We start from the raw sequence: 20,271 nt of genomic DNA, 5'->3' as shown, positions 1-20,271 counted from the left end.
TCATTTACGGTATGATTCTGCTCTTTATAAATCCATTCTAAAATCTATTGTTCGCTGCTGTTATCCTGCATCAGGGACACATTACGCTGCGGCATGAACGTGGAGATAGCATGCTTGTACACCATTTGCTGACGGCCGTCGCTGTCAATCACGATGGTAAAATTGTCAAAAGCTTTGATCGTTCCACGGATCTGAAAGCCGTTTGTAAGGTATACCGTGGCCGGAATGTTCTCTTTGCGCAGTTGGTTCAAGAACGTGTCTTGGATGTTAATGGACTTGTTCATTAGCCGTACCCCCAATGGTTCATTTAGATTGTTTTGAAAATATATTCAAGATTTCAGTGAAACTTTCCTGCTATTATAGCACGGATTTTTTGATAGTTCGCAGAAAAATTTCCCGAGTCGGTGACGTCTACCCACTCGATGTCCTTCATGTGGCGAAACCAAGATAGCTGCCGCTTAGCGAAACGGCGTGTATCGCGCTTAAGCAGCACGACGGCCTCCTCGTAGCTGAACTCCCCGCTAAGGTACGAAACGATTTCCTTGTAACCCAGCCCTTGCATGGATACAAGCCCCGGAGCGAACCCTTTGTTCATGAGCGCCGCCACCTCATCAACAAGTCCCTGGCTCAGCATAAGATCAATTCGCTCTTCAATACGGTTATATAGCATTTGCCTGTCCATTGTCAAACCGACCAAGCATAAGTCATAGGGAGATTGCTTGGTTTGAGGTGCCAGTTGGGTCGAAAGTGGGACGCCGGTCACATGAAATACTTCTAAAGCACGAACGACCCGACGTAGGTCATTAGGGTGAAGCCGCTCGGCTGTTTCAGGATCAACCTCTGCCAATTTTTGATGAAGAGCCTCGGCTCCATGTTCGTTGGCATAGCGGAACTGCTCTTCCCGAAAAACTTCATCCGCTCCCGTCTCGCTAAACTGATAGCCGTAACACACCGACTCCACGTAAAGCCCGGTTCCCCCAACAATAAAAGGAAGTTTCCCCCGCTGCGTAATCTCCGTAATGAGCCTCTGGCTCTGCTCCTGAAATTCGGCTACCGAATAGGGGTGATCGGGCTCGTGAATATCAATGAGATGGTGAGGAACGCCTTCCATTTCCTCCACGGAAATTTTGGCCGTTCCGATATCCATGCCCCGGTATACCTGCATCGAATCGCCGGAGATAATCTCACATCCGAATTTCTTCGCGATCTCAATGCTCATTTTGGTTTTACCTACAGCTGTTGGTCCGATGAGAACAAGCAGTTTCGGTTTGGTTTCATCTGTCAATGGAAATCACTCCGTACGTTATTTTCGATTTTCCCCGTTCAGGCAATGTAAAGCCAAGCCGCTCAAACTCTCCGCTGGATCGCGCTTCCTTCATCACGACGGTTTTGCGCGCGACCCTAACCGCTTCTCTCACACTTTCCATTTCCAGCGGCTCCCCATTTGCATAATGTCTTAGAGGATGGATCGAAGCCGATTCGGCGATCGGTTCACGGAACATCGGATCAAAATAAACAATGTCTACGCTCCGGTCCGGCAACGATTTCAAATAATCCAGGTGATGGCTGTGCCTGACCACGATTCGCCTCATCGCCTGATCACTGGCCTCCAGATGGCTTTCATAGGTCCGCAGCCCTTCTTTCAGCAGCGCATACAAGGGCAGTGAGCTCTCCAGGGCAGTGATTTGACTGCTGGCCCCGCCCTTGCCCGAGAATACCAGGGAATCGGCTCCAAGCCCGGCCGTACAGTCCAGTACGGAATCCCCTTCCTCCATTCCGGAAGCCTCCAGCATGGGATCGGGTTTTCCGCTCAGCACGCGTTTCAATCGGACAAACCCCATACTCGGATGAAATTCCATGACCGCCCCATCCGGTCCGCTTAGACGTACATGTCCGTTCAGTACGACCAGCACGTCATCGTCTCCGAACCTGCGGGCTAATTTTCGCAATGAATGACCGCCGCGCTGGACATAACGGCAGCCGATTTCTTGGGCTAAACACCTCGCGCGCTCCACAATGTCCGGCGCTTCCGCTTCTCCAGTTGTTATAATCATGAAGGTCCTCCTTGCTGTTACATCACGCGTTTAAACATTTTCTCCAAATCATAAGCTGAGAACGAAACCACGATCGGTCGTCCATGCGGACATGTGTATGGCTGCCGGCAGGCGCCCAAACGCTGAATCAACGTCATCGCCTCCTGCTCCGTCAGCTTCTGATTGGCTTTGATGGAAGCCTTGCAGGAACACATGATCGACGAGGTTTCTCTCAGCTTGGCGATATCAATATTGCGTTCGCTCAGCACCCATTCAGCCATCTCTTCGATAATGGCCTTCTCGTCGCCCTTAGGGAACCAGAACGGATGGGAACGAACCAGGAAGGTATGGCCGCCAAAAAACTCCATATAAACGCCAACCTTCTCAAACCAATGCAGCCGTTCCTTCACCTTCTCCGATTCCGAGGGCGTGAATTCGAGCGTAATCGGCAGCAGCAGCTCCTGGGATGCGTCTGCCGGGTTGCCAAACTGTTCATAGTAATACTCGTAGTTAATCCGCTCATGTGCGGCATGCTGATCAATCAGGTACAGCCCGGTATCATTCTGCGCTATAAGATAGGTGCCGTGATGCTGGCCGATCAGCGTAAGCTCCGGAAATGGCGGAATCTCGGGAGCCGGTCCTGAGGCCGCCTGCAGCCACTCCTTCGTTATGGCAGGAATTCCGGCATTCCCCCTAGTCTCATTGCGGTAATCATTGCGGTAAGAAGAAGCTGCTGCCGTTTCCCGCATTTGCGAGGTGGCAGCTGTTCCTGCTGCTCCGGCCCCATAAGTCTGCTTGATATTGGACTCAGACTGAGTGAATACCTGACCCTCCGGCCGTGTCGACGCAGGTGACGCATGGAGAGGCATGTTTCCACCAGTGGAAAGCTCGCCGCTTCCTGGGATCGCGATATCCCGTTCATTACCGCTACCGATTGCAGAGACACGACCTTGCGCAGAAGAAAATTGCAGCTGTTCCTGGATATAGGCGTTGTCGCTTTTGCCAATATTTTGTTTGGCCGGACGTGGAATTAAAATTTCCTGCTGCAGCACCTTGCGAATCTCTTCCTCCACAAAAGCGAACAGCTCCTGCTCTTTACTGAACCGCACCTCCAGCTTGGATGGATGCACATTCACATCGATCAACGAGGGGTGCATGGACAGCTGAATGACAACGAGCGGAAACCGGTTGATCGGCAGCAGCGTATGATAACCTCTCAAAATCGCCTGCATTAAGCCGTAATTCCGAATATACCGCCCGTTAATGATGAGCGACATGCCGTTACGGTTTGCTCGCGTATAATCCGGGCGGCTGATATATCCGCTTAACGTATAATCCATATTCTCCGCTTCAAACGGCAGCATCGCTTTGGCCGATTGGGTACCGTATATGGCCGCAATGACCTGAAGGGCATCGCCATTGCCCAGCGTCTGCAGCAGCGAGTTTCCATTGTGCCTAAGCGTAAAGGCAATATCCGGCCGGGAGAGGGCCAGACGGTACAGATAGTCGGATATGTGCCCCAGCTCCGTTTGGATTGTTTTCATATATTTCAGCCTTGCCGGCGTATTAAAGAACAATTCCTTCACGAGGAAATCCGTTCCTCTGGGTGCGGCCGTCTCTTCGTTCACGCGCAGATGACCGCCTTCGATCTCGATCACACGTCCCCGCCCATCCTGAGCATTGGAGGTAACCAGACGTACCTTGGATACAGCCGCAATGGATGGCAGGGCTTCGCCCCTGAATCCAAGGCTGGTGATTTGGAACAAATCGCGGCCTTCAGCGATTTTGCTCGTTGCATGACGATAAAAAGCCGTCTCGCAATCCTCCGGATCAATGCCGGCACCGTTATCCGTCACGCGAATGCTGTCCAGTCCGCCTTCTTCAACCGTTACGTCAATCTTGGTGCTCCCGGCATCAATGGCGTTCTCGACTAGCTCCTTCACAACGGAGGCAGGTCGCTCCACCACCTCACCGGCAGCAATCTGGTTTGCAATATGCTCGTCCAAAATCCGAATAATCCCCATCGTTCCTACCTCCGTTTCATTTCATTCCTATGCTAAATCACATATCCTTCGCTTGAAGCTTCAAGTCATTCAGGAACTGCATGGCCTGAAGCGGCGTCATATTCATCACGTCCGCGCCCTTAACAGCATCAATGAGGCTCTTGATCGCAGGATCTTGAGAGGCTTCCTGCGGCATCGAGTGCTGATCCTTACCAGGCTTAGCACTCGATTCAGGCACTTCCTCCTCGCCAAAAATGGAGAGCTGCACCACGCCGCCTTTCTGGTTAGCACCGCCCAAGCCTTCAGTATACAGCGTTGTATCTTCTCGATGCTCATACACAGCTTCCGGTCCGCTTCGTCTTTCATCGGACGGAGGTGCGGCAGTTGGCTGCTCGCGCTGCATCACAACCCCTTGCTCTGATGCCACCGCGGCCAGCGAAGCCATCTCCAGGCCCTGCAGCAGCCCATAGGCGCGGTCAATGATACTGCCGGGCAAGCCGGCTAATCTCGCACAGTAAATGCCGTAGCTGCTGTCGGCTGCGCCAGGGATCAGCTTGCGGAGGAAATGCACTTTGTCTCCGCTTTCCTGAACCGCCATGGAATAATTTTTAAGACCGCCAAGGCTTTCCTGTAGATGGGCAAGCTCATGGAAATGCGTTGATACCAATGCCTTGCAGCCGATATGGTCATGCACATACTCAATCACGGCTTGTGCGATTGCCATGCCTTCACTCGTCGACGTACCGCGTCCAAGCTCATCAATGATGATCAGGCTGCGGGGCGTCGCTTTTTCCGTCATGACCTGAATATCCGCCATCTCTACCATGAAGGTGCTCTGACCGCCGATCAGATCGTCAGCCGCCCCGATGCGAGTAAAGATCCGGTCGACCAGCGGGACAACCGCACGCTCTGCCGGGACAAAACAGCCCATCTGGGCCAGAATCGATAATAAGGCAACCTGGCGCATGTACGTGCTTTTTCCAGCCATATTCGGACCGGTAATAAGCAGGATCGAGGAGCCGTCCTTGCGCAAATCCGTTCCGTTCGCGATAAACGATGAATCCTTCATGACGGCTTCTACAACAGGATGACGACCGCCTTCAACGATATAATCATAACCTTCGCTCAGTTCCGGCTTCACGAACCGGTATTCCGCGCTGACCGCAGCGAGCGATTGGTAGACGTCGATCTCTGCAATGCGCTCAGCGAGCTTCTGCAACCGGCTTACTTGGGTATTCAGCTTGTCCCTGAGCTCGGTAAAGAGGGCGTACTCCATATCCACCATCTTTTCCTGCGCCTCCAGGATCAGACCTTCCTTCTCCTTCAGCTCGGGCGTGACATAACGCTCCGCGTTCGCCAGCGTCTGCTTGCGTTCGTACCGGCCTTCCGGCAGGGAAGACAGATTGGACTTGGTCACCTCGATATAATAGCCAAACACCTTGTTGTAACCGATCTTCAGCGACTTGATCCCCGTAGCCGAGCGTTCCTTCGCTTCCAGCTCGGCGATCCAGCGTTTGCCGCTGGTGCTCGCTTCACGAAACTCATCCAGCCGCTCGTGATAGCCCGGCTTGATGATGCCTCCGTCACGCACGGACACCGGCGGTTCATCAACAATCGCATTCTCGATCAGTTCACACAGATCGTCACAAATATCCGTATCCGCAGCCACCCGCCGCAGCGTCTCGGAAGCCGAATGGGCACACAGCTCTTTCAGGGAAGGAATTTGTCTTAACGACAGCTTGAGCGCGTTCAAATCCCGTCCGTTCGCGCTGCCAAACGCAATCCGGCCGACCAACCGTTCCAGATCGTATATCTCTTTAAGCGCCATCCGCAGATCTTCACGCAGTATGTACTGGTTATACAAATGCTCAACAGCCTCCAGCCGCTCTTCAATCCGGCTGCGGGACAGCAGCGGTTTATCGATTCTCCGCCGCAGGAGTCTGGCTCCCATCGAGGTTTCCGTGCGATCCAGAAGCCACAGGAGCGAACCTTTCTTTGAACGCTCACGAACTGTCTCAACCAGCTCCAAGTTGCGTCTGGTGAATGGATCCAGAACCATGTATTGTCCCGGTTCGTAGGAAGCAATCTGCGTCAGCTGTCCCAGTGACCGCTTCTGCGTCTCGCTTAAATACGAGATCAGCAGGGATATGCAGGCTCTTCGCTCCTCTTCCAGGCGGGCCCAGGCCGGTTCTCCGAATTGGGAGCGAACCAATGCGTCCTCCCTACGATCCCAAGCCGTATAGACAATGTTGCGGCTGCCTGGAAGCGCCTGAGATGAGATGATATCAAGAAGGGAAGCGTCCCCAATGATCTCGGAAGGCTCATAAAGGCCAATCTCATCCCGCAGCCATTCCTCCGAAGATGGCACTGATGTCACATAAAGCTCACCTGTGGACAGATCGCATGCCGATAAAGACATCAATCCGCCCGCTTCCGTAACGCACACCATGTAATTGTTCGATTTGTCGTGCACGACCTTGCCGTCCATGATGGTCCCCGGCGTGACGACCCGAACGATTTCCCGCCGCACCATGCCTTTGGTGACAGAAGCATCTTCCATCTGCTCGCAGATCGCGACTTTGTACCCTTTCTCAATCAACCGCTGGATGTAACCCTCCGCGGAATGATAGGGCACTCCACACATCGGTATTTTCTCTGCACCGCCGCCTTCGCGGCCGGTCAGCGTAATCTCCAATTCCTTCGATGCGAGGATCGCATCATCAAAAAACATTTCGTAAAAATCGCCTAAGCGGAAAAAAAGAAACGCATCGCGCGCTTGTTCTTTGACCTTCAAATATTGTTCAATCATCGGCGTATATTTAGCCATGACGTACCTCCATTACCTTCTAGCTTGACCTCCATTATAACAGAAATTGATCGCAAGGCATCACGGCTTCACGGGAATATTCCACAGCGGCCTGATATCTCTGCTTTCATCCCAAACGCGCCCCGCCTCCATGTGTGCAAGAGCCAGTTCGATTTCACGAGCAAAGTCCGAATATTCCGGCAGTGCTGACAAATCCCTATGCCAGCCTGCAATACATTCTTGAAGCACGGACTTGTCGCCTTCATAATAGGCGCGATGGTAACGTTCCGTATTGAATGGCCTCGCTAGCAAGCGGTCGCTGTACCGAGCTGCCAGATAGGCAACATAGAGTGACACCTTCGCGACAAGCGGCGAAACGAGAAAGCTGGGAAGCGTACGGTATTCAAACCCACCATATGGCTGTCTCCGAAAATCCCCCAGATATCCATAACGGGGCCTACGAAGACGCCCCTTGGGGTCTTCCAGCAGCGCCAGCGGCAGAGCCAAATAATTATCCAGGGTCTGAAGAAGAGACAGGGAAAGCGGTACCCCACTGAAATGAATATGGCCCCCGAGCGGGAAATCACCATAAGGCAGAGCTCCTGCCCTCCATGTTAATGAATGATCGGTAATTAGGCTCTGGGCTTGACGCAGAGCTTTTTGCATTTCAATCACTAACTCCTTTGGCCTTGCTCTCGGTAATGGCCTCAGCTCGGCAATGGGGTATATGACCTCACCCCGATAACGAACGGCGTCACTGCCGACTGACCCGCCACGCTCCATAAATTCGGATGCATACACAATATCTCCGTTATCCTTCATCAGCACAAATTCGGGATCCATCCCCATGAGCAGCGGAGGAGTCAAAGGAAACTCACTGTCTTCGTTATGCGCGTGAAAACCTGCCGCCTGTTGGCCTTTGGCACTCATAACGGTTTTATTCCGGCCCGCTTTCATGCGGACACCTTCGACTACATATCTTCGCCCAGGCCGGGCCGTGATGATGACCTCTCCTTCATCCACACCCAGCGTATACAGCGACCGCAGGGCTGCTTTCTCCAATCTCCGATGCAGGCCGTCTTCATACCTCCCGTTCTCGGGATCGGGCTCAAATATCACTTCACTGCCGCCAAGCTGATAAGAGCGGATCGAGACTGCGGACAACCCCTCGACATGAACCGCGTACCTGGCCGTGAAATGCTTCTCCTCAACTGTACTCAAGCCCAGAGAGCATGGTATTCCGGATCTGATCAGACGTGCTTGCGCGAGGAGCACTGCAGCTCCCTTCAATGGTACATATTCTTTTACAGCAACTGGTTCTACTTTAAATTGAGCCATCTCCTAGTCCCCCTGTAAAAAAAAATAAAAAAGAGGGCATCCGCCCTCCGCAAAGCTGCCCTCACTGCATATGCTAAGATTAGAATCATTCCTACAGGAGGGTTATCTTACAGTTCATCCTCCAGACCTTCGTAATCAAGGTCTTCGTAATCGTCGCCTTCGTCTCCCAGGACGTAATCGAATTCTTTGTCTTCGTAGTCGCCATGGTGATGGCTGCATACTTTGACAACGACCTTGGTTTCCGCAATCAGCTCCACCGCGTACTCTCTCTCTACCCGCAGAATGACACTCGTGCCATTCGAGGATACGCTGGCCTCAACGCAGCTCGGCTCCTGTGTCGCTTCAGCCGACACTTCCACCGTGGATGCACGATGCTTCGGATCCAGATAAGAAAGAGGCACGCGTTCTACATACGATACCGTTTCTTTCGCCACATCGGTCTGTGAATTTTTGTCATAGGAATACCAGATGTTAACATCGTAAGTACCAATAACTTCAATTCCGTCTCCGGCGGCAACCGCCTCGTATTGATGGTTTATAATCCAAGCCCCCAAAATACTGGTCGGATTATTAGGCGGAGTCACGGTATGTGTTACGGTAGAGAATTTACGACCCTTGCCGCAGATCGCCTTCGTGATGATTTCTCTACATTGGTGTTTATGACTCAATGACATCTTCGAACCTCCTCCATACAATCATTCCATACATGTGTATGCAAGACATGGGCGAATGTTGAATGAAGTGGTCCAAATAAATTCATATGATGCTAAAAATATCAGATTTTTTTTTGCAAATCCCTAAGCTATACGGCCGAATCCGCGCGCTTCTGCGGTTTTTTCGCCGTGGGGGCCTTATACTTCTTTGAAATATTCAAATAGTATTCCAGCTCATGGCATAACTGCAGGATGGCGGAACGGACCTCGAATTCTTCGCGGGTCGTCGGCAGCTCCATCTCTTTAAACAAGTCCTCCAGCTCAATCAGCAGTCCTTCGGACTTGCCCGTATATCCTTCGGCAATGACATCCTTGCTTAACTGATCGAATATTTCCGCCGTCAGCACGCCATGAGGAAGCCTCTCATACACCTGGGATATCTGATGCATCATGCTCTGGATATTCTCCATCTGTTCCTTCCGCATATAAAAGTAGATGTTCCAGGAGCCGTCCGGATGAATCATCTGATTCTCCGATGCCCGCTTCGCTTCCTCAATTCCTCTTTCAATTTGCCGGTTAGCCTCAATTAACTCTTTACCGTCCCATATATGTTCGGGATCTCGAAGCGTAAGCGAGAAATGATGGAAAATGACAGAGAAGAGCCCGTCCACCTTCCGGCGAATCTCCATCATCGCTCCCTCGCTGTTCGGCATATAAACCAAGTTCACAAGCATGGCCGATCCGAGACCGATAATCAACAGTTCAATTTGGGTTAGCAAAATGTCCATTCCGATCTCTTTCCCCTGAAACACCCGAAACACCACGACCGAGCTGGTTACGATGCCTTCCTTAAAGTTCGCTTTTGAAATCGCGGGAAATGCAAGCAATATGTATATGGCCAGTACCCAATAATGAAAACCGAGAAAATAAAATAGAATACACGCCAGCACCAGGCCCAGCAATGAAGCGAACAATCTGGACGATATGGAGCGCACACTCCGTTTTCGCGTGACGTCAACGCCGAGTATAGCAAGAAGACCGGCGGACGTAGCCCCCGGTATGTTCAAGGCATCTGTAATTAAGATGGCAAGCAGGCTTGCCGCAGCCGTTTTGATGACACGAAATCCCATGTGATGAAGAGCCTCCAGGCGAGTTGATGATGACTATATATGTTACCTTTCATGTGACTACATATTATAAGGTATCTTCATCCTAGCTTATTTTAATGCCATAAACAACCATGCCTGGGTGGCCTAGACCATTAGATTTTCCAATTAGTGTGACCTTTTTGATTGTTGAGTATTCCAAGTTGTTGTTACCATAGTTCAACGTAGCGAGTTTATTCGAATTCACGAAATGGTAGAGGAGTTATTCATGATGAAAAGAATCGTAACACTAAGCACACGCAAACTGATGGACACTGCAAAACACGGCGGATGCGGCGCATGCCAAACATCTTGCCAATCTGCTTGCAAGACTTCCTGCGGCGTAGCTAATCAGCGTTGTGAGAACGCAATGAACAAATAACAAATGGGCAAAGAAACTCACCGCCGTCCTTACAAGGACGGCGAAGTTGTTTCTGCTGAATAGCAGCCTGCAATTTATAGTTAAAAGGAGCTTGATTCGCAGTATGATTCACCAATATCAACTGAACGGATACAACATCGTAATCGACACCTATAGTGGCTCTGTCCATGTTGTTGATGACCTGGCATATGAAGTTATTGCGCTTTATGAACATGAAACACCCGAACAAATCCTGTCGCTCATGATGGAAAAGCAATATTCAGAAGAAAGCATTCAGGAGACGATCTCAGCGGTCGAGGAACTAATTAAGAATGAGCAGCTTTTTACAGAGGATGCTTATGAGGATCTATCTATTCATTTAAAAGCACGTAAAACGTATGTAAAGGCGCTCTGTCTCAATGTCGCACATACTTGCAATCTGTCGTGCGAATATTGCTTCGCCAGCCAAGGGAAATACAATGGTGATCGGGCAATTATGAGCGTAGAGGTCGGGCAAAGAGCTATCGATTATCTACTGGAAAATTCTGGCCATCACCGAAACCTTGATATCGACTTCTTCGGCGGGGAACCGCTTATGGCTTGGAAAGTCGTCAAAGAGATTGTAAAGTACGCACGAAGCAAAGAGAAGGAATGGAAGAAAAAATTCCGCTTCACCTTCACAACGAACGGCATGCTGCTCAACGATGAAGTTACCGAGTTTTTAAATCAGGAAATGTACAATGTCGTCTTGAGCTTGGATGGAAGGAAAGAAGTACATGATCGGCTGCGCACAACCGTTACCGGCAAGGGAAGCTATGATTCTATCGTGCCGAAGTTCAAGGAATTCGTCCAAAAGCGCGGAGATCAAGAATATTATGTACGGGGAACGTATACGCGGAACAATGTCGACTTCACCAAAGACATCTTCCATATCGCAGATCTTGGTTTTGACAAAATCTCGATGGAGCCGGTCATCTGTGATCCACGGGAACCTTATGCGCTTACCGAGAAGGATCTCCCGGAGATATACAATCAGTACGAAATTCTCGCCAAGGAAATGATTGAGCGCACTGAACAAGGCAAAGGGTTTACCTTCTATCATTACATGCTCGATCTCTCAGAGGGACCGTGCATTCAGAAGCGGATCACGGGCTGTGGATCAGGCACAGAATATCTCGCTGTCACACCATGGGGCGAACTGTTCCCTTGCCACCAGTTTGTCGGGGATGAAGCGTACAGCATGGGCAACATCTGGGATGGCATCACGCGTCCTAAGCTGCAATGCCAATTCCAAGAGAGCAACTGCTACACGAAGCCGGAGTGTAAGGGGTGCTGGGCTAAACTCTACTGCAGTGGCGGCTGCCCTGCCAATGCTTTGCATGCGACGGGTTCCATCAACGGAATTTACGAGTTTAGTTGTGACGTGTTCCGCAAACGGATCGAATGCTCGATGATGGCCAAGGTCGCCGAGTCAATCCGAGCGATGGAAGAGAGTGAAGTGTAGATAGCGGTACAACTGCACGGTAAGGGAAATTTTCCAATAGAATATTTTAAAAAAATGATCCATCTTCATTAGATATTATGACACTAAATTTTCACTAGACATGAACGTGCAAGTGTCCATTGAATATATAAAAAGCCGGATTCCTTAGCGAGGAAAACCGGCTTTTTGAATAACGATTAAATCGTACGTAGTGTCTATTTCCGTTAAAATGTTGGCGGGCCCTTATAAGAGATCCAGGATTTTGTCAAAGACTTGCTTTTCCGTAACCGTATTATGCCCTGACACACAAAGTTCCATATCCATTTCTTTATACTTTAAAAGCGTCTTGATATAGTCATCTTTTTCACCATAGAGGCTTGGAACCAGCTCCTCCATCGAGTCACCGATATTATCGCCTACATGAATGACCTTTTCCAATTCATCCATAATGCTGATGGAGTCCGCGGTATGACCGGGTGTATACATGATTCTTATTTGGTCATCGGGAAAATAGATCTCTTGTTCGAAAGTTAGATCGGGTAGAAGTTTTTCGGCTTCACCGTCAACAAGATGCCCGTATTTCTGCATCATCTCTTCCCAATGTACATCGATCATGTCCCTGCAGCTCGTGTGAGATAAAATCGTGCAGTTTCGAAACGAGCTGTTTCCCCAGATGTGATCCCAATGGTAATGGGTATTGATGACGATGATGGGCTTGGAATCATGCTTTATGTATTCTTTGACAGGCTCCATGCTCAAAGAGCCCAAGCCTGTATCGATGATGTAGTTGTACCGATTGCCGAGAATAAGCTGAACATTTAAATCCCAACCAGCAGGCTGCCGATACGTAAACAGAATGTTTCGATTCCTGATTTTTTTTATTTCCATTTCGTTTTCCTCTTTCTCCAGTTGTTGATGTTTACAGCTTAAGCACCATCTGATAATTCCCCGGCTCCGCCCGGAAACCGATAAGATCACGGTTAATTCGAAGCATCGGGACGTTCATGGAATCATTATGCGTTCTCAAATAAGGGACTCCGCATGCACGTGCTGTTTGAATGCCGAGCAGCTTTAATGCAAGCGCGATGCGGCGGCCCCGGTACTCCGGCAGAACGCCGGTATATTCATGATACATCGCCTGCGTCTGCTCGTTCTGCTGCAATGTGACGACACCGATGTAGCGGTCACCGTCCTTGGCGATATGGATCCATTCCGGGCGCACTCTGCTGTGTCCAATGCTCCATTTCTTCCATTCTTCAAACCAAGGGACATCGCCGGAAAAACCCGGAATATCCGGCTGTGTGACCTTGTAAAGCTCATAGAGCTTTCTTTCCCCGTCTTCTCCCGGCTCATCGGCTAATGTAATGAACTGAATTCCGGCCCGCTCTGCCTCTTCAACCGTAACAAACAGGTTGTCGTTGTCAAACGATGCCAGGTCCAGAACAGATTCGAAAATATGGCGCTCCTGTATGTAACCGCGACGTTCGGCAAAAGCTGCCGACGAAGCGTCTGCATCTCTCAAAATAACGGTCAGACGAGAAGCTCTAACCTCTGCCGCCCATTGGTGAAGCGTATCGTACATCGCCTTGCCTACCCCGTTTCCACGGCTTTCCGGGTGTACAACAAGGGTGAGGAATAATTCACCCGGCTCCGTCCAAGGTGCTCTCCAAGCGATAGCGTATGCAACAACTTGCCCCGACTCATCTTCCGCTACCCATTTGGGACGATCCCATCCTGTCAGCTCGCCCTTCTCATTGTAATCCAGCTTACCCGGAGGGATTTGGTCCTCCTCTTCCTTCAAAAGTTCCGCCGTTACCGGTTCAGGCCAAACCGTATTGAGCAGCGACGCCACCGCAGCAAAATCGTCCGGCTCTCTCATCTTTCGAATTATAAATTTCATCGCTATCATTTCCTCCAAGTTTTCCTAATCGATCTCAAAGAGATTATCCCATACATGGAGGCTTGCTTCACGGTAAAATATGGTTTTACTGATAAATTCACAGCCGATTCCCTAGCCAAATAAGTTAAGAAGTTCTTCAATTAGCACAGATAAATTCTTCTCCGCATAAATCTGGTGGGTAAGGGGAGTACATATGCATACCGGGCTTACATAAAAAAGAACGAATTCCTATGGTGTGGAAATCGTTCTTTCATGCTTTAATTTATTTTAACTTCAACGGGTTGCAAAACCTCACTTGGCCCTTTTTTTAGAGTCAACATGAAGATAAGGGAAATACAGTATAAGGCGGCTAAGTAGATCATGACGACCGTCATATCATAACTTTGAAGAATATAGCCGACAAAGATTGGCGAAAACCCTCCAATGGCTCTACCGAAGTTAAAAATCGTATTTGTCGCCGTACTTCGAATTTGCACAGGATAGAAGCTGCTAATTAAAGCTCCATACCCAGCAAACATGCCATTCGAGAAGAAATCGACAATCGCGCCACCGATTAAAATAGCAGCACTTCCAGCTGCATAGGAGTATAAAAACACAGCACATGCAGAGGCAAGCAAGAAGATGCCAAAAGCACGCTTTGCACCAAATCGGTCCATAAACAGGCCGAACGCAAGCATCCCAATAATCATGCCAACCGCTGTACTAATGGTCCAAAGAGCAGAACTTGAAACGGATAAACCTTGAGATTTCTGCAGCATGGATGGCAGCCAAATCATCAAACCATTGTAGCCGGCAATTTGCACCGTTGCCATAATAATCAATGAAATTGTTGTCAGCGATGTTCTAGGCGTTTCAAATAGTTGAGCCAGCTTGCCTTTTTCATGTTGTTTGTTGGTTTCTTTATTTTTTTGGGCAGCCAGCCACTCTGGAGATTCTTCAAGGTTCTTTCGCACAATAACGGCGAAAATGACAGGTACCACTCCAACAAAGAATAAAGCTCTCCATCCCAAGAACGGAAGAATGACAGCACTTAGCAACGCTGCTAAAATAACTCCGTACTGTGCACCTACACTCACATACGAGGAAGCTCTTCCTTGTTTGTTTTTCGGCCAAGCCTCAGCAACGAGAGCCATACCAATTCCATATTCGCCCCCTGCGCCAAGACCTGCGATAAATCTGAAAATATATACTTGTTCAATATTCGCTGCTAATCCCGTTAAAGCCGTTCCAATTGCAAACAACAAGACGGTATTCGCAAACACCTTTACCCGCCCAAACTTATCAGCTAAAATCCCAAAAATAATACCGCCTAGCAGCATGCCGATATTCGTTATGGAAGAAATCAGTCCACCCGTTGCGAAGTCAATGTTAAATTCTGAAATAATCATTGTCATCGCAAAGGAAACAAACATAATGTCCATTCCTTCCAACGTTAAACCAGCTACTGAAGCTACTACTGTCTTCTTACGATAATCCATTCTAGCGTTCCTCCAAATTCTTGATGATAAAACTCTCTTTTAGCGTGTTTGAGGGAATGGATTACACAAGACTTTTCCATTCTCTTTTGAAGCCTCACAGGACTCCCTTTAAAAGAGGTACTTAAGCAAAATAAAAAGCCCTTCTTGCACAGAGGGCAAAAGGGCATGCGAAGACATAGATATTATTAGCCTAAAAATATCACGTAGCCCTTTTCAGCCTCTCTGGACTGTATTAAAGGAAAATTTATTTCGTGATACATACTAGCAAAATAGTGAAGAACATGTCAACCTCCAAACTTTCCAATTGTACACAATAACTCTCTTAAACAGTATCCCCAACCAAGACCATTAACGCCGCTTTTTTGCATTTCCCTTTCTCATGGTGGGCATGATAAAAGAGTGCTTCCACATGACTCAATCGTGTAATTGCGTCTTCTCTCTTCTTCCCTTTTTCCGGCAACGTCACCAACACCTCTTCCAACGATAAGCGCCTCCTTCTGTATCGCTCTGAACTCAACAACGATACCATAATTCCCCATTAAAACAAAGAACCCTTCCGCTTGTCGGAAGGGTTCTCTACTCTATTAAAATCACGATCTTTACCTGTGAGAAATTCTGCAAGATTCTCAGCTTGTTGAATACCCAGTTCAGTTAGCTTCGCATCAGGATCCTTTCTATATATACCACCATTTGATACATAGCTGTAGCTACAACGGCGATAATGAGCAGACTCGACAACACAAGCGTAAAATTGAATACCTGAAAGCCGTACATAATCAAGTAACCGAGACCCGATTTGGCGACCAGGAATTCCCCGACGATGACGCCGACCCACGCCATGCCCACGTTGACCTTAAGCGTTGACACGATCGTCGGATAGGAAGCCGGCAAAATAACTCGCTGAAACACCTGGCGCTTGGTTCCGCCAAAGGTCCGGACGACCTTGATCAGATTGGAATCCACCTCATGAAAACTGTTGTAAACAACAAGCGTGGTCACGATGACCGTGATGGATAACGTAGTGACGACAATAGCGGTAAAACCCGCGCCAAACATCACGATAAATATGGGTCCCAGCGCCACTTTCGGCATACTGTTGAACACAACCATGTAGGGATCCAGAACATTGTTAAGAAACGGTGACCACCAGATAAATACGGCCAGCAGCGTTCCTACTAGCGTGCCGAGCAGGAATCCGACAACCGTCTCTCCTACCGTGATCCCCAAGTGCCCCCATAACTCGCCGCTGATCATATTCCCCCATATGTTGGCAAAAATTTTGGTCGGATAGCTGAAGAGCAGCACGTCTATCCATTTGAATCTGCCTGCCGCTTCCCACCAGATAAAGAATAGCAGCAGCAAGCTAAGTTGGACGGTCAGCACGCGTGTGCGCATGCTTTTCTTTCGCTTCATATGCTGAACATAAATATCCTGGAGCCAGCCCTTCGAAGAAGAAGCAGAAGGCTCCTCCCTTGTTGTCATAAGCTTCACTCCTTCCCGATCGTTTGCATTTCGCCCCAGATCTCATGAAACAATTCGTTGAACCCCGGCTCCTTACGAGCATAAAAAGGCTGCACCCGGCGTATGTTCTCGGGAATATTGAACATGCGGTGAACCCTCCCCGGGTTGCGGTTCAGGAGAATGACACGATCACTCATCGCAATCGCTTCAGACAAATCATGGGTGACCAGAATGGCGGTTTTCCCCCGCTCCTTCAAGGTCTCCACGATCAGATCCTCAAGCTGCAGCTTCGTCTGATAATCCAGTGCGGAGAAAGGTTCATCCAGCAGCAGCAGTCCCGGGTCTGTCGCCAAGGTCCTTACGAGTGCAACCCGTTGTCTCATTCCGCCTGACAGCTGGGCGGGATAGAGATTACCGCTGTCCGCAAGACCCATCTCCTTGAGCAAACTCTGTACCACGCCTCGGCTTTCCGGATTCAACCGCTCCGTCAGTTCTAAGCCGATCAAGGCGTTATCCATAATGGTGCGCCAAGGAAATAAATAGTCCTGCTGCAGCATGTACCCAACTTCCGGCGACGGTCCGTTTACCGGTTTGCCGTTCACGTAGGCGGCTCCTTTGGATGGCTGCAGCAAGCCGGCAATGACAGACAAGATGGTGGTCTTGCCGCACCCGCTAGGCCCAACCAGGCTGATGAACTCCCCCGGTTCCACCTTCAATTGAATTCCTTCCACAGCCAGAGAGGCTTCCCGATCCGTGACATATGCGTGAGCGATATCGTTCAATTCAACTACCGGTACCATTGGTGCTCTCTCCTTTCGTTCTATGGATTAGGAGTACTTCATTATTTAGCTTGTTTCGCTTTCTCGGCAAAGCTGTTGTTGACAATTGTGTCAGGCGCAACCCGTTCTTTCAGTTCCCCGGCTTGCTCCATCACGTCCAGCAGATTGTTCCATTCCGCCTCGTCCACGATCGGATCGGCTGCATAGCTGCCTTGCTCCTTGTAGCGTTTAACGGAGGACACCACGATGTCGCGATCGCTATCCTTGAAATAAGGCATGATCGCATCCGCGATATCTTCCGGGCTGCTTGCATCCACCCATTGCTGTGCCTTGTAAAGGGCATTCGTAAACTTCTGCACCGTTGCATCGTTTTTGTCGATATAGCTCTGCTTTGTCATGAATACGGTATATGGCAAACGTCCGCTTTCTACGCCAAAGGACGCGACCACCTTGCCCCGGCCTTCTGTTTCAAATATGGATGCCTGCGGCTCAAAGAGCTGAACAAATTCACCGGTACCGGAAGCATAGGCAGAGGCGATATTCGCAAAATCGATATTTTGAATCAGCTCCAGGTCCGCGTGCGGATCGATTCCTTTTTTATTCAAGGTAAACTCGCCTGCCATCTGCGGCATTCCGCCTTTACGCTGACCGAGGAATACTTTACCCTTCAGGTTGTTCCAGTCAAAAGCACCCGATCCGTCTCTTGCCATCAGAAATGTCCCGTCCGTCTGCGTCACCTGTCCGAAGTTAATGACCGGATCTTCAGAGCCCTGTTGATACACATAAATCGAAGTTTCCGAGCCGACAAGTGCCACATCGATGGCTCCCGACAGCAGGGCCGTCATCGTTTTGTCTCCGCCAGGGGTCGTCTGCAGCTCGACATCAAGCCCTTCTTCCTTGAAAAATCCCTTTTCCAATGCGACATACTGCGGCGCATAGAAGATCGAGCGCGTCACTTCGCCAATCTTGACCTTCGTAGCCGATCCGCCGCCACCGCACCCGGCAAGCGCCACTCCGCAAACAAGCAGCATGGTTAACGCCAGCCCCCACCATTTTTGACGCTTCATCGTAACCCTCCATTCCCCATTAACCCAATGTTTCTTTTCAGCATATGCAAGCGCCTGCCCAAAGGTTAAATGCCTGATAGAGTATGCTGGTGGATGTTGAGTGGCATTATGGACTGTCCTACCTACAAAAAAAACGCAGCCACTTTGGCTGCGTTTGTCGTTTATAGTGATAATTAAAGTTTGTAAATCTCTTTATACTTCTCTTCGAGATAATCGGCCAGGTAGTCCGGATTCAGTTCTTCTCCGGTGACGCGTACGATGATCTCGGACGGCTTCTCGCTCTTTCCGTACTTGTAAACCTTATCCGTCAGCCATTCCTTGATCGGAGCCAGGTTCCCCTCTTCGATGAGTTGATCGAGGTTCGGCAGTTCTTTGCGCATCGTATGAAGCATCTGAGCCGCATACATGTTGCCGAGGGAATACGAAGCAAAATATCCGAAATCTCCGCCGGACCAGTGAACGTCCTGCAGAACACCCATTCCGTCGTTCGGCGGCATAATGCCGAGGTATTCCTTATACTTCGCGTTCCAGGTCTCCGGAAGATCCTTCACCGCCAACCCTTCGTTAAATAGCATTTTCTCGATCTCATAACGAATGATGATGTGCAGGTTATAAGTAAGCTCATCTGCCTCAATTCGAATCAGAGAGTTCTCTACCTTGTTTGCGGCCAAATAGAAATCCTCGATGTCCACGTCCTGCAATTGTTCAGGGAAATGCTGCTGCAGATCCGCAAAATAACGGCGCCAGAAAGGACGGCTTCGACCAATCATATTTTCCCACAGACGCGATTGAGATTCATGGATGCCCATCGAAGTACCACCGGAGAGCGGCGTACCTGCAAGCTCCTTATCGATATTTTGCTCGTAAAGGGCATGCCCTCCCTCATGCAAAGAACTGAATACCGCACTTAACACATCATCCGGAAGATACATGGTCGTGATGCGTACGTCACCCGGGTTCAGGCCCGTCGCAAACGGGTGCACGCTCTCGTCCAAACGTCCCGCTTCAAAGTCGTAGCCCATTTGCTCCAGCAGGAACAAGCTGAATTTCTCCTGCTGTTCTTTCGGGAACAGCTGTTTCAAGAAGTCCGTTTTCGGCTTGAAGGGCGATTCCTGAATCGCGTGAACTAGCGGTACCAGACGTGCTTTCAGGCGCTCGAAGATGGCATCCACCTTTTCCACTGTTAAATCCGGCTCGTACATGTCAAGGAGTGTGTCGTATCTGGTATTTTTCACGCCCCAATATTCAATAAACTCTTGCTTGAACGCAACAATCTTCGTTAAGTAAGGTTCGAAGCCTTCAAAATCGTTGTTCTTCTTCGCTTCCTCCCACTTCGTTTCAGATTGGGCGGCGAGAATGGAATACTCCTGGAAGCGTTCAGGCGGGATGGATTTGCTCTGATCGTACACCTTGCGTACTTCGGCAATCATGCGGCGTTTGCGGTCATCGAGCTGTTCTGCCTGTTTCGGCTCCGCAAAAAACGATAACAGCTGTCCCATCTCTTCCGATATTTGCAGTTTAAATGCCTCTGTGGATAGAACCCCGATCGTTTCCGAACGGATTTCGGTTCCCTTGCGTGGAGCACCCGTCCGTAAATCCCAGTGAAGTAGGCCAATAGCTTCGTAATAACTCATGATTTTGCGAACCAATCGATCAAATTGTTCCCATTGTGGTAAATGTTGTACTACCATTCCGGCACACCTTCTTTTTTTAATAATAGGATTCTTCTATACTCTATTGATGATACTTTTTACAAGGTATATA

The 20,271-nt window shown here is 49.5% G+C and carries 18 protein-coding genes; 2 read left to right on the top strand and 16 right to left on the bottom strand.

The window, feature by feature from the left end; all coding sequences use genetic code 11:
* Positions 1-44 precede the first annotated feature (44 nt).
* The 8 genes from hfq to MKY48_RS12750 form a co-directional block, all read right to left on the bottom strand.
* The gene (gene hfq / locus MKY48_RS12785; protein WP_076321134.1) at positions 45-284 is read right to left on the bottom strand and encodes an RNA chaperone Hfq; all 240 of its coding nucleotides are present in this window, start codon (positions 282-284) and stop codon (positions 45-47) included.
* A 53-nt stretch (positions 285-337) separates the two neighbouring features.
* Complete coding sequence (gene miaA / locus MKY48_RS12780) at positions 338-1,285, bottom strand: tRNA (adenosine(37)-N6)-dimethylallyltransferase MiaA (RefSeq protein ID WP_076321133.1); 948 nt, start codon at positions 1,283-1,285, stop codon at positions 338-340.
* Positions 1,275-2,054, bottom strand: a complete 780-nt coding sequence (locus tag MKY48_RS12775) for a class I SAM-dependent methyltransferase (RefSeq protein WP_339293064.1) — start codon at positions 2,052-2,054, stop codon at positions 1,275-1,277. Before MKY48_RS12775 ends, miaA begins: the two co-directional genes overlap by 11 nt.
* Positions 2,055-2,071: 17 nt before the next feature.
* Positions 2,072-4,057 (bottom strand): DNA mismatch repair endonuclease MutL, encoded by a 1,986-nt coding sequence (gene mutL, locus MKY48_RS12770; RefSeq protein ID WP_339293063.1) that lies wholly within the window; start codon positions 4,055-4,057, stop codon positions 2,072-2,074.
* 37 nt (positions 4,058-4,094) lie between these two features.
* A complete protein-coding gene (gene mutS / locus MKY48_RS12765; RefSeq protein WP_339293062.1) occupies positions 4,095-6,863 on the bottom strand; it encodes a DNA mismatch repair protein MutS in 2,769 nt (922 codons plus the stop codon).
* 60 nt (positions 6,864-6,923) lie between these two features.
* Positions 6,924-8,180 (bottom strand): hypothetical protein, encoded by a 1,257-nt coding sequence (locus MKY48_RS12760; protein ID WP_339293061.1) that lies wholly within the window; start codon positions 8,178-8,180, stop codon positions 6,924-6,926.
* Positions 8,181-8,287: 107 nt separating this feature from the next.
* Positions 8,288-8,854, bottom strand: coding sequence for an outer spore coat protein CotE (locus MKY48_RS12755; RefSeq protein WP_076321128.1), 567 nt, complete (start codon positions 8,852-8,854; stop codon positions 8,288-8,290).
* Between the two features lie 128 nt (positions 8,855-8,982).
* Positions 8,983-9,963 (bottom strand): aromatic acid exporter family protein, encoded by a 981-nt coding sequence (locus MKY48_RS12750; protein WP_076321127.1) that lies wholly within the window; start codon positions 9,961-9,963, stop codon positions 8,983-8,985.
* Between the two features lie 247 nt (positions 9,964-10,210).
* On the opposite strand from MKY48_RS12750, the gene scfA reads away from it, so the two are divergent.
* Positions 10,211-10,360 (top strand): six-cysteine ranthipeptide SCIFF, encoded by a 150-nt coding sequence (gene scfA, locus MKY48_RS12745; RefSeq protein WP_076321126.1) that lies wholly within the window; start codon positions 10,211-10,213, stop codon positions 10,358-10,360.
* A gap of 103 nt (positions 10,361-10,463) precedes the next feature.
* Positions 10,464-11,843 (top strand): thioether cross-link-forming SCIFF peptide maturase, encoded by a 1,380-nt coding sequence (gene scfB / locus MKY48_RS12740; RefSeq protein WP_339293060.1) that lies wholly within the window; start codon positions 10,464-10,466, stop codon positions 11,841-11,843.
* Positions 11,844-12,065: 222 nt separating this feature from the next.
* On the opposite strand, the gene MKY48_RS12735 is transcribed toward scfB, so the two are convergent.
* The 8 genes from MKY48_RS12735 to MKY48_RS12700 form a co-directional block, all read right to left on the bottom strand.
* Entirely contained in the window at positions 12,066-12,710 is a 645-nt protein-coding gene (locus MKY48_RS12735) for an MBL fold metallo-hydrolase (protein WP_339293059.1), read from the bottom strand.
* A gap of 31 nt (positions 12,711-12,741) precedes the next feature.
* Entirely contained in the window at positions 12,742-13,722 is a 981-nt protein-coding gene (locus tag MKY48_RS12730) for a GNAT family N-acetyltransferase (protein ID WP_339293058.1), read from the bottom strand.
* Positions 13,723-13,979: 257 nt separating this feature from the next.
* Positions 13,980-15,200, bottom strand: coding sequence for an MFS transporter (locus MKY48_RS12725; protein WP_339293057.1), 1,221 nt, complete (start codon positions 15,198-15,200; stop codon positions 13,980-13,982).
* 322 nt (positions 15,201-15,522) lie between these two features.
* Positions 15,523-15,681, bottom strand: a complete 159-nt coding sequence (locus tag MKY48_RS12720; RefSeq protein WP_339293056.1) for a hypothetical protein — start codon at positions 15,679-15,681, stop codon at positions 15,523-15,525.
* 170 nt (positions 15,682-15,851) lie between these two features.
* Entirely contained in the window at positions 15,852-16,682 is an 831-nt protein-coding gene (locus tag MKY48_RS12715; protein WP_339293055.1) for an ABC transporter permease, read from the bottom strand.
* A 5-nt stretch (positions 16,683-16,687) separates the two neighbouring features.
* Positions 16,688-17,461, bottom strand: coding sequence for an ABC transporter ATP-binding protein (locus tag MKY48_RS12710; RefSeq protein ID WP_339293054.1), 774 nt, complete (start codon positions 17,459-17,461; stop codon positions 16,688-16,690).
* A gap of 41 nt (positions 17,462-17,502) precedes the next feature.
* Positions 17,503-18,507, bottom strand: a complete 1,005-nt coding sequence (locus tag MKY48_RS12705) for an ABC transporter substrate-binding protein (RefSeq protein WP_339293053.1) — start codon at positions 18,505-18,507, stop codon at positions 17,503-17,505.
* 173 nt (positions 18,508-18,680) lie between these two features.
* Entirely contained in the window at positions 18,681-20,198 is a 1,518-nt protein-coding gene (locus MKY48_RS12700) for a carboxypeptidase M32 (RefSeq protein ID WP_339293052.1), read from the bottom strand.
* Between the last annotated feature and the right edge of the window lie 73 nt (positions 20,199-20,271).

Origin of the sequence: Paenibacillus sp. FSL W8-0187, from assembly GCF_037969755.1 — a bacterium.
Taxonomy (GTDB): domain Bacteria; phylum Bacillota; class Bacilli; order Paenibacillales; family Paenibacillaceae; genus Paenibacillus_AQ.
The sequence above is the reverse complement of the archived record's forward strand: the minus strand, read 5'-3'. Positions and strand labels throughout refer to the sequence as shown.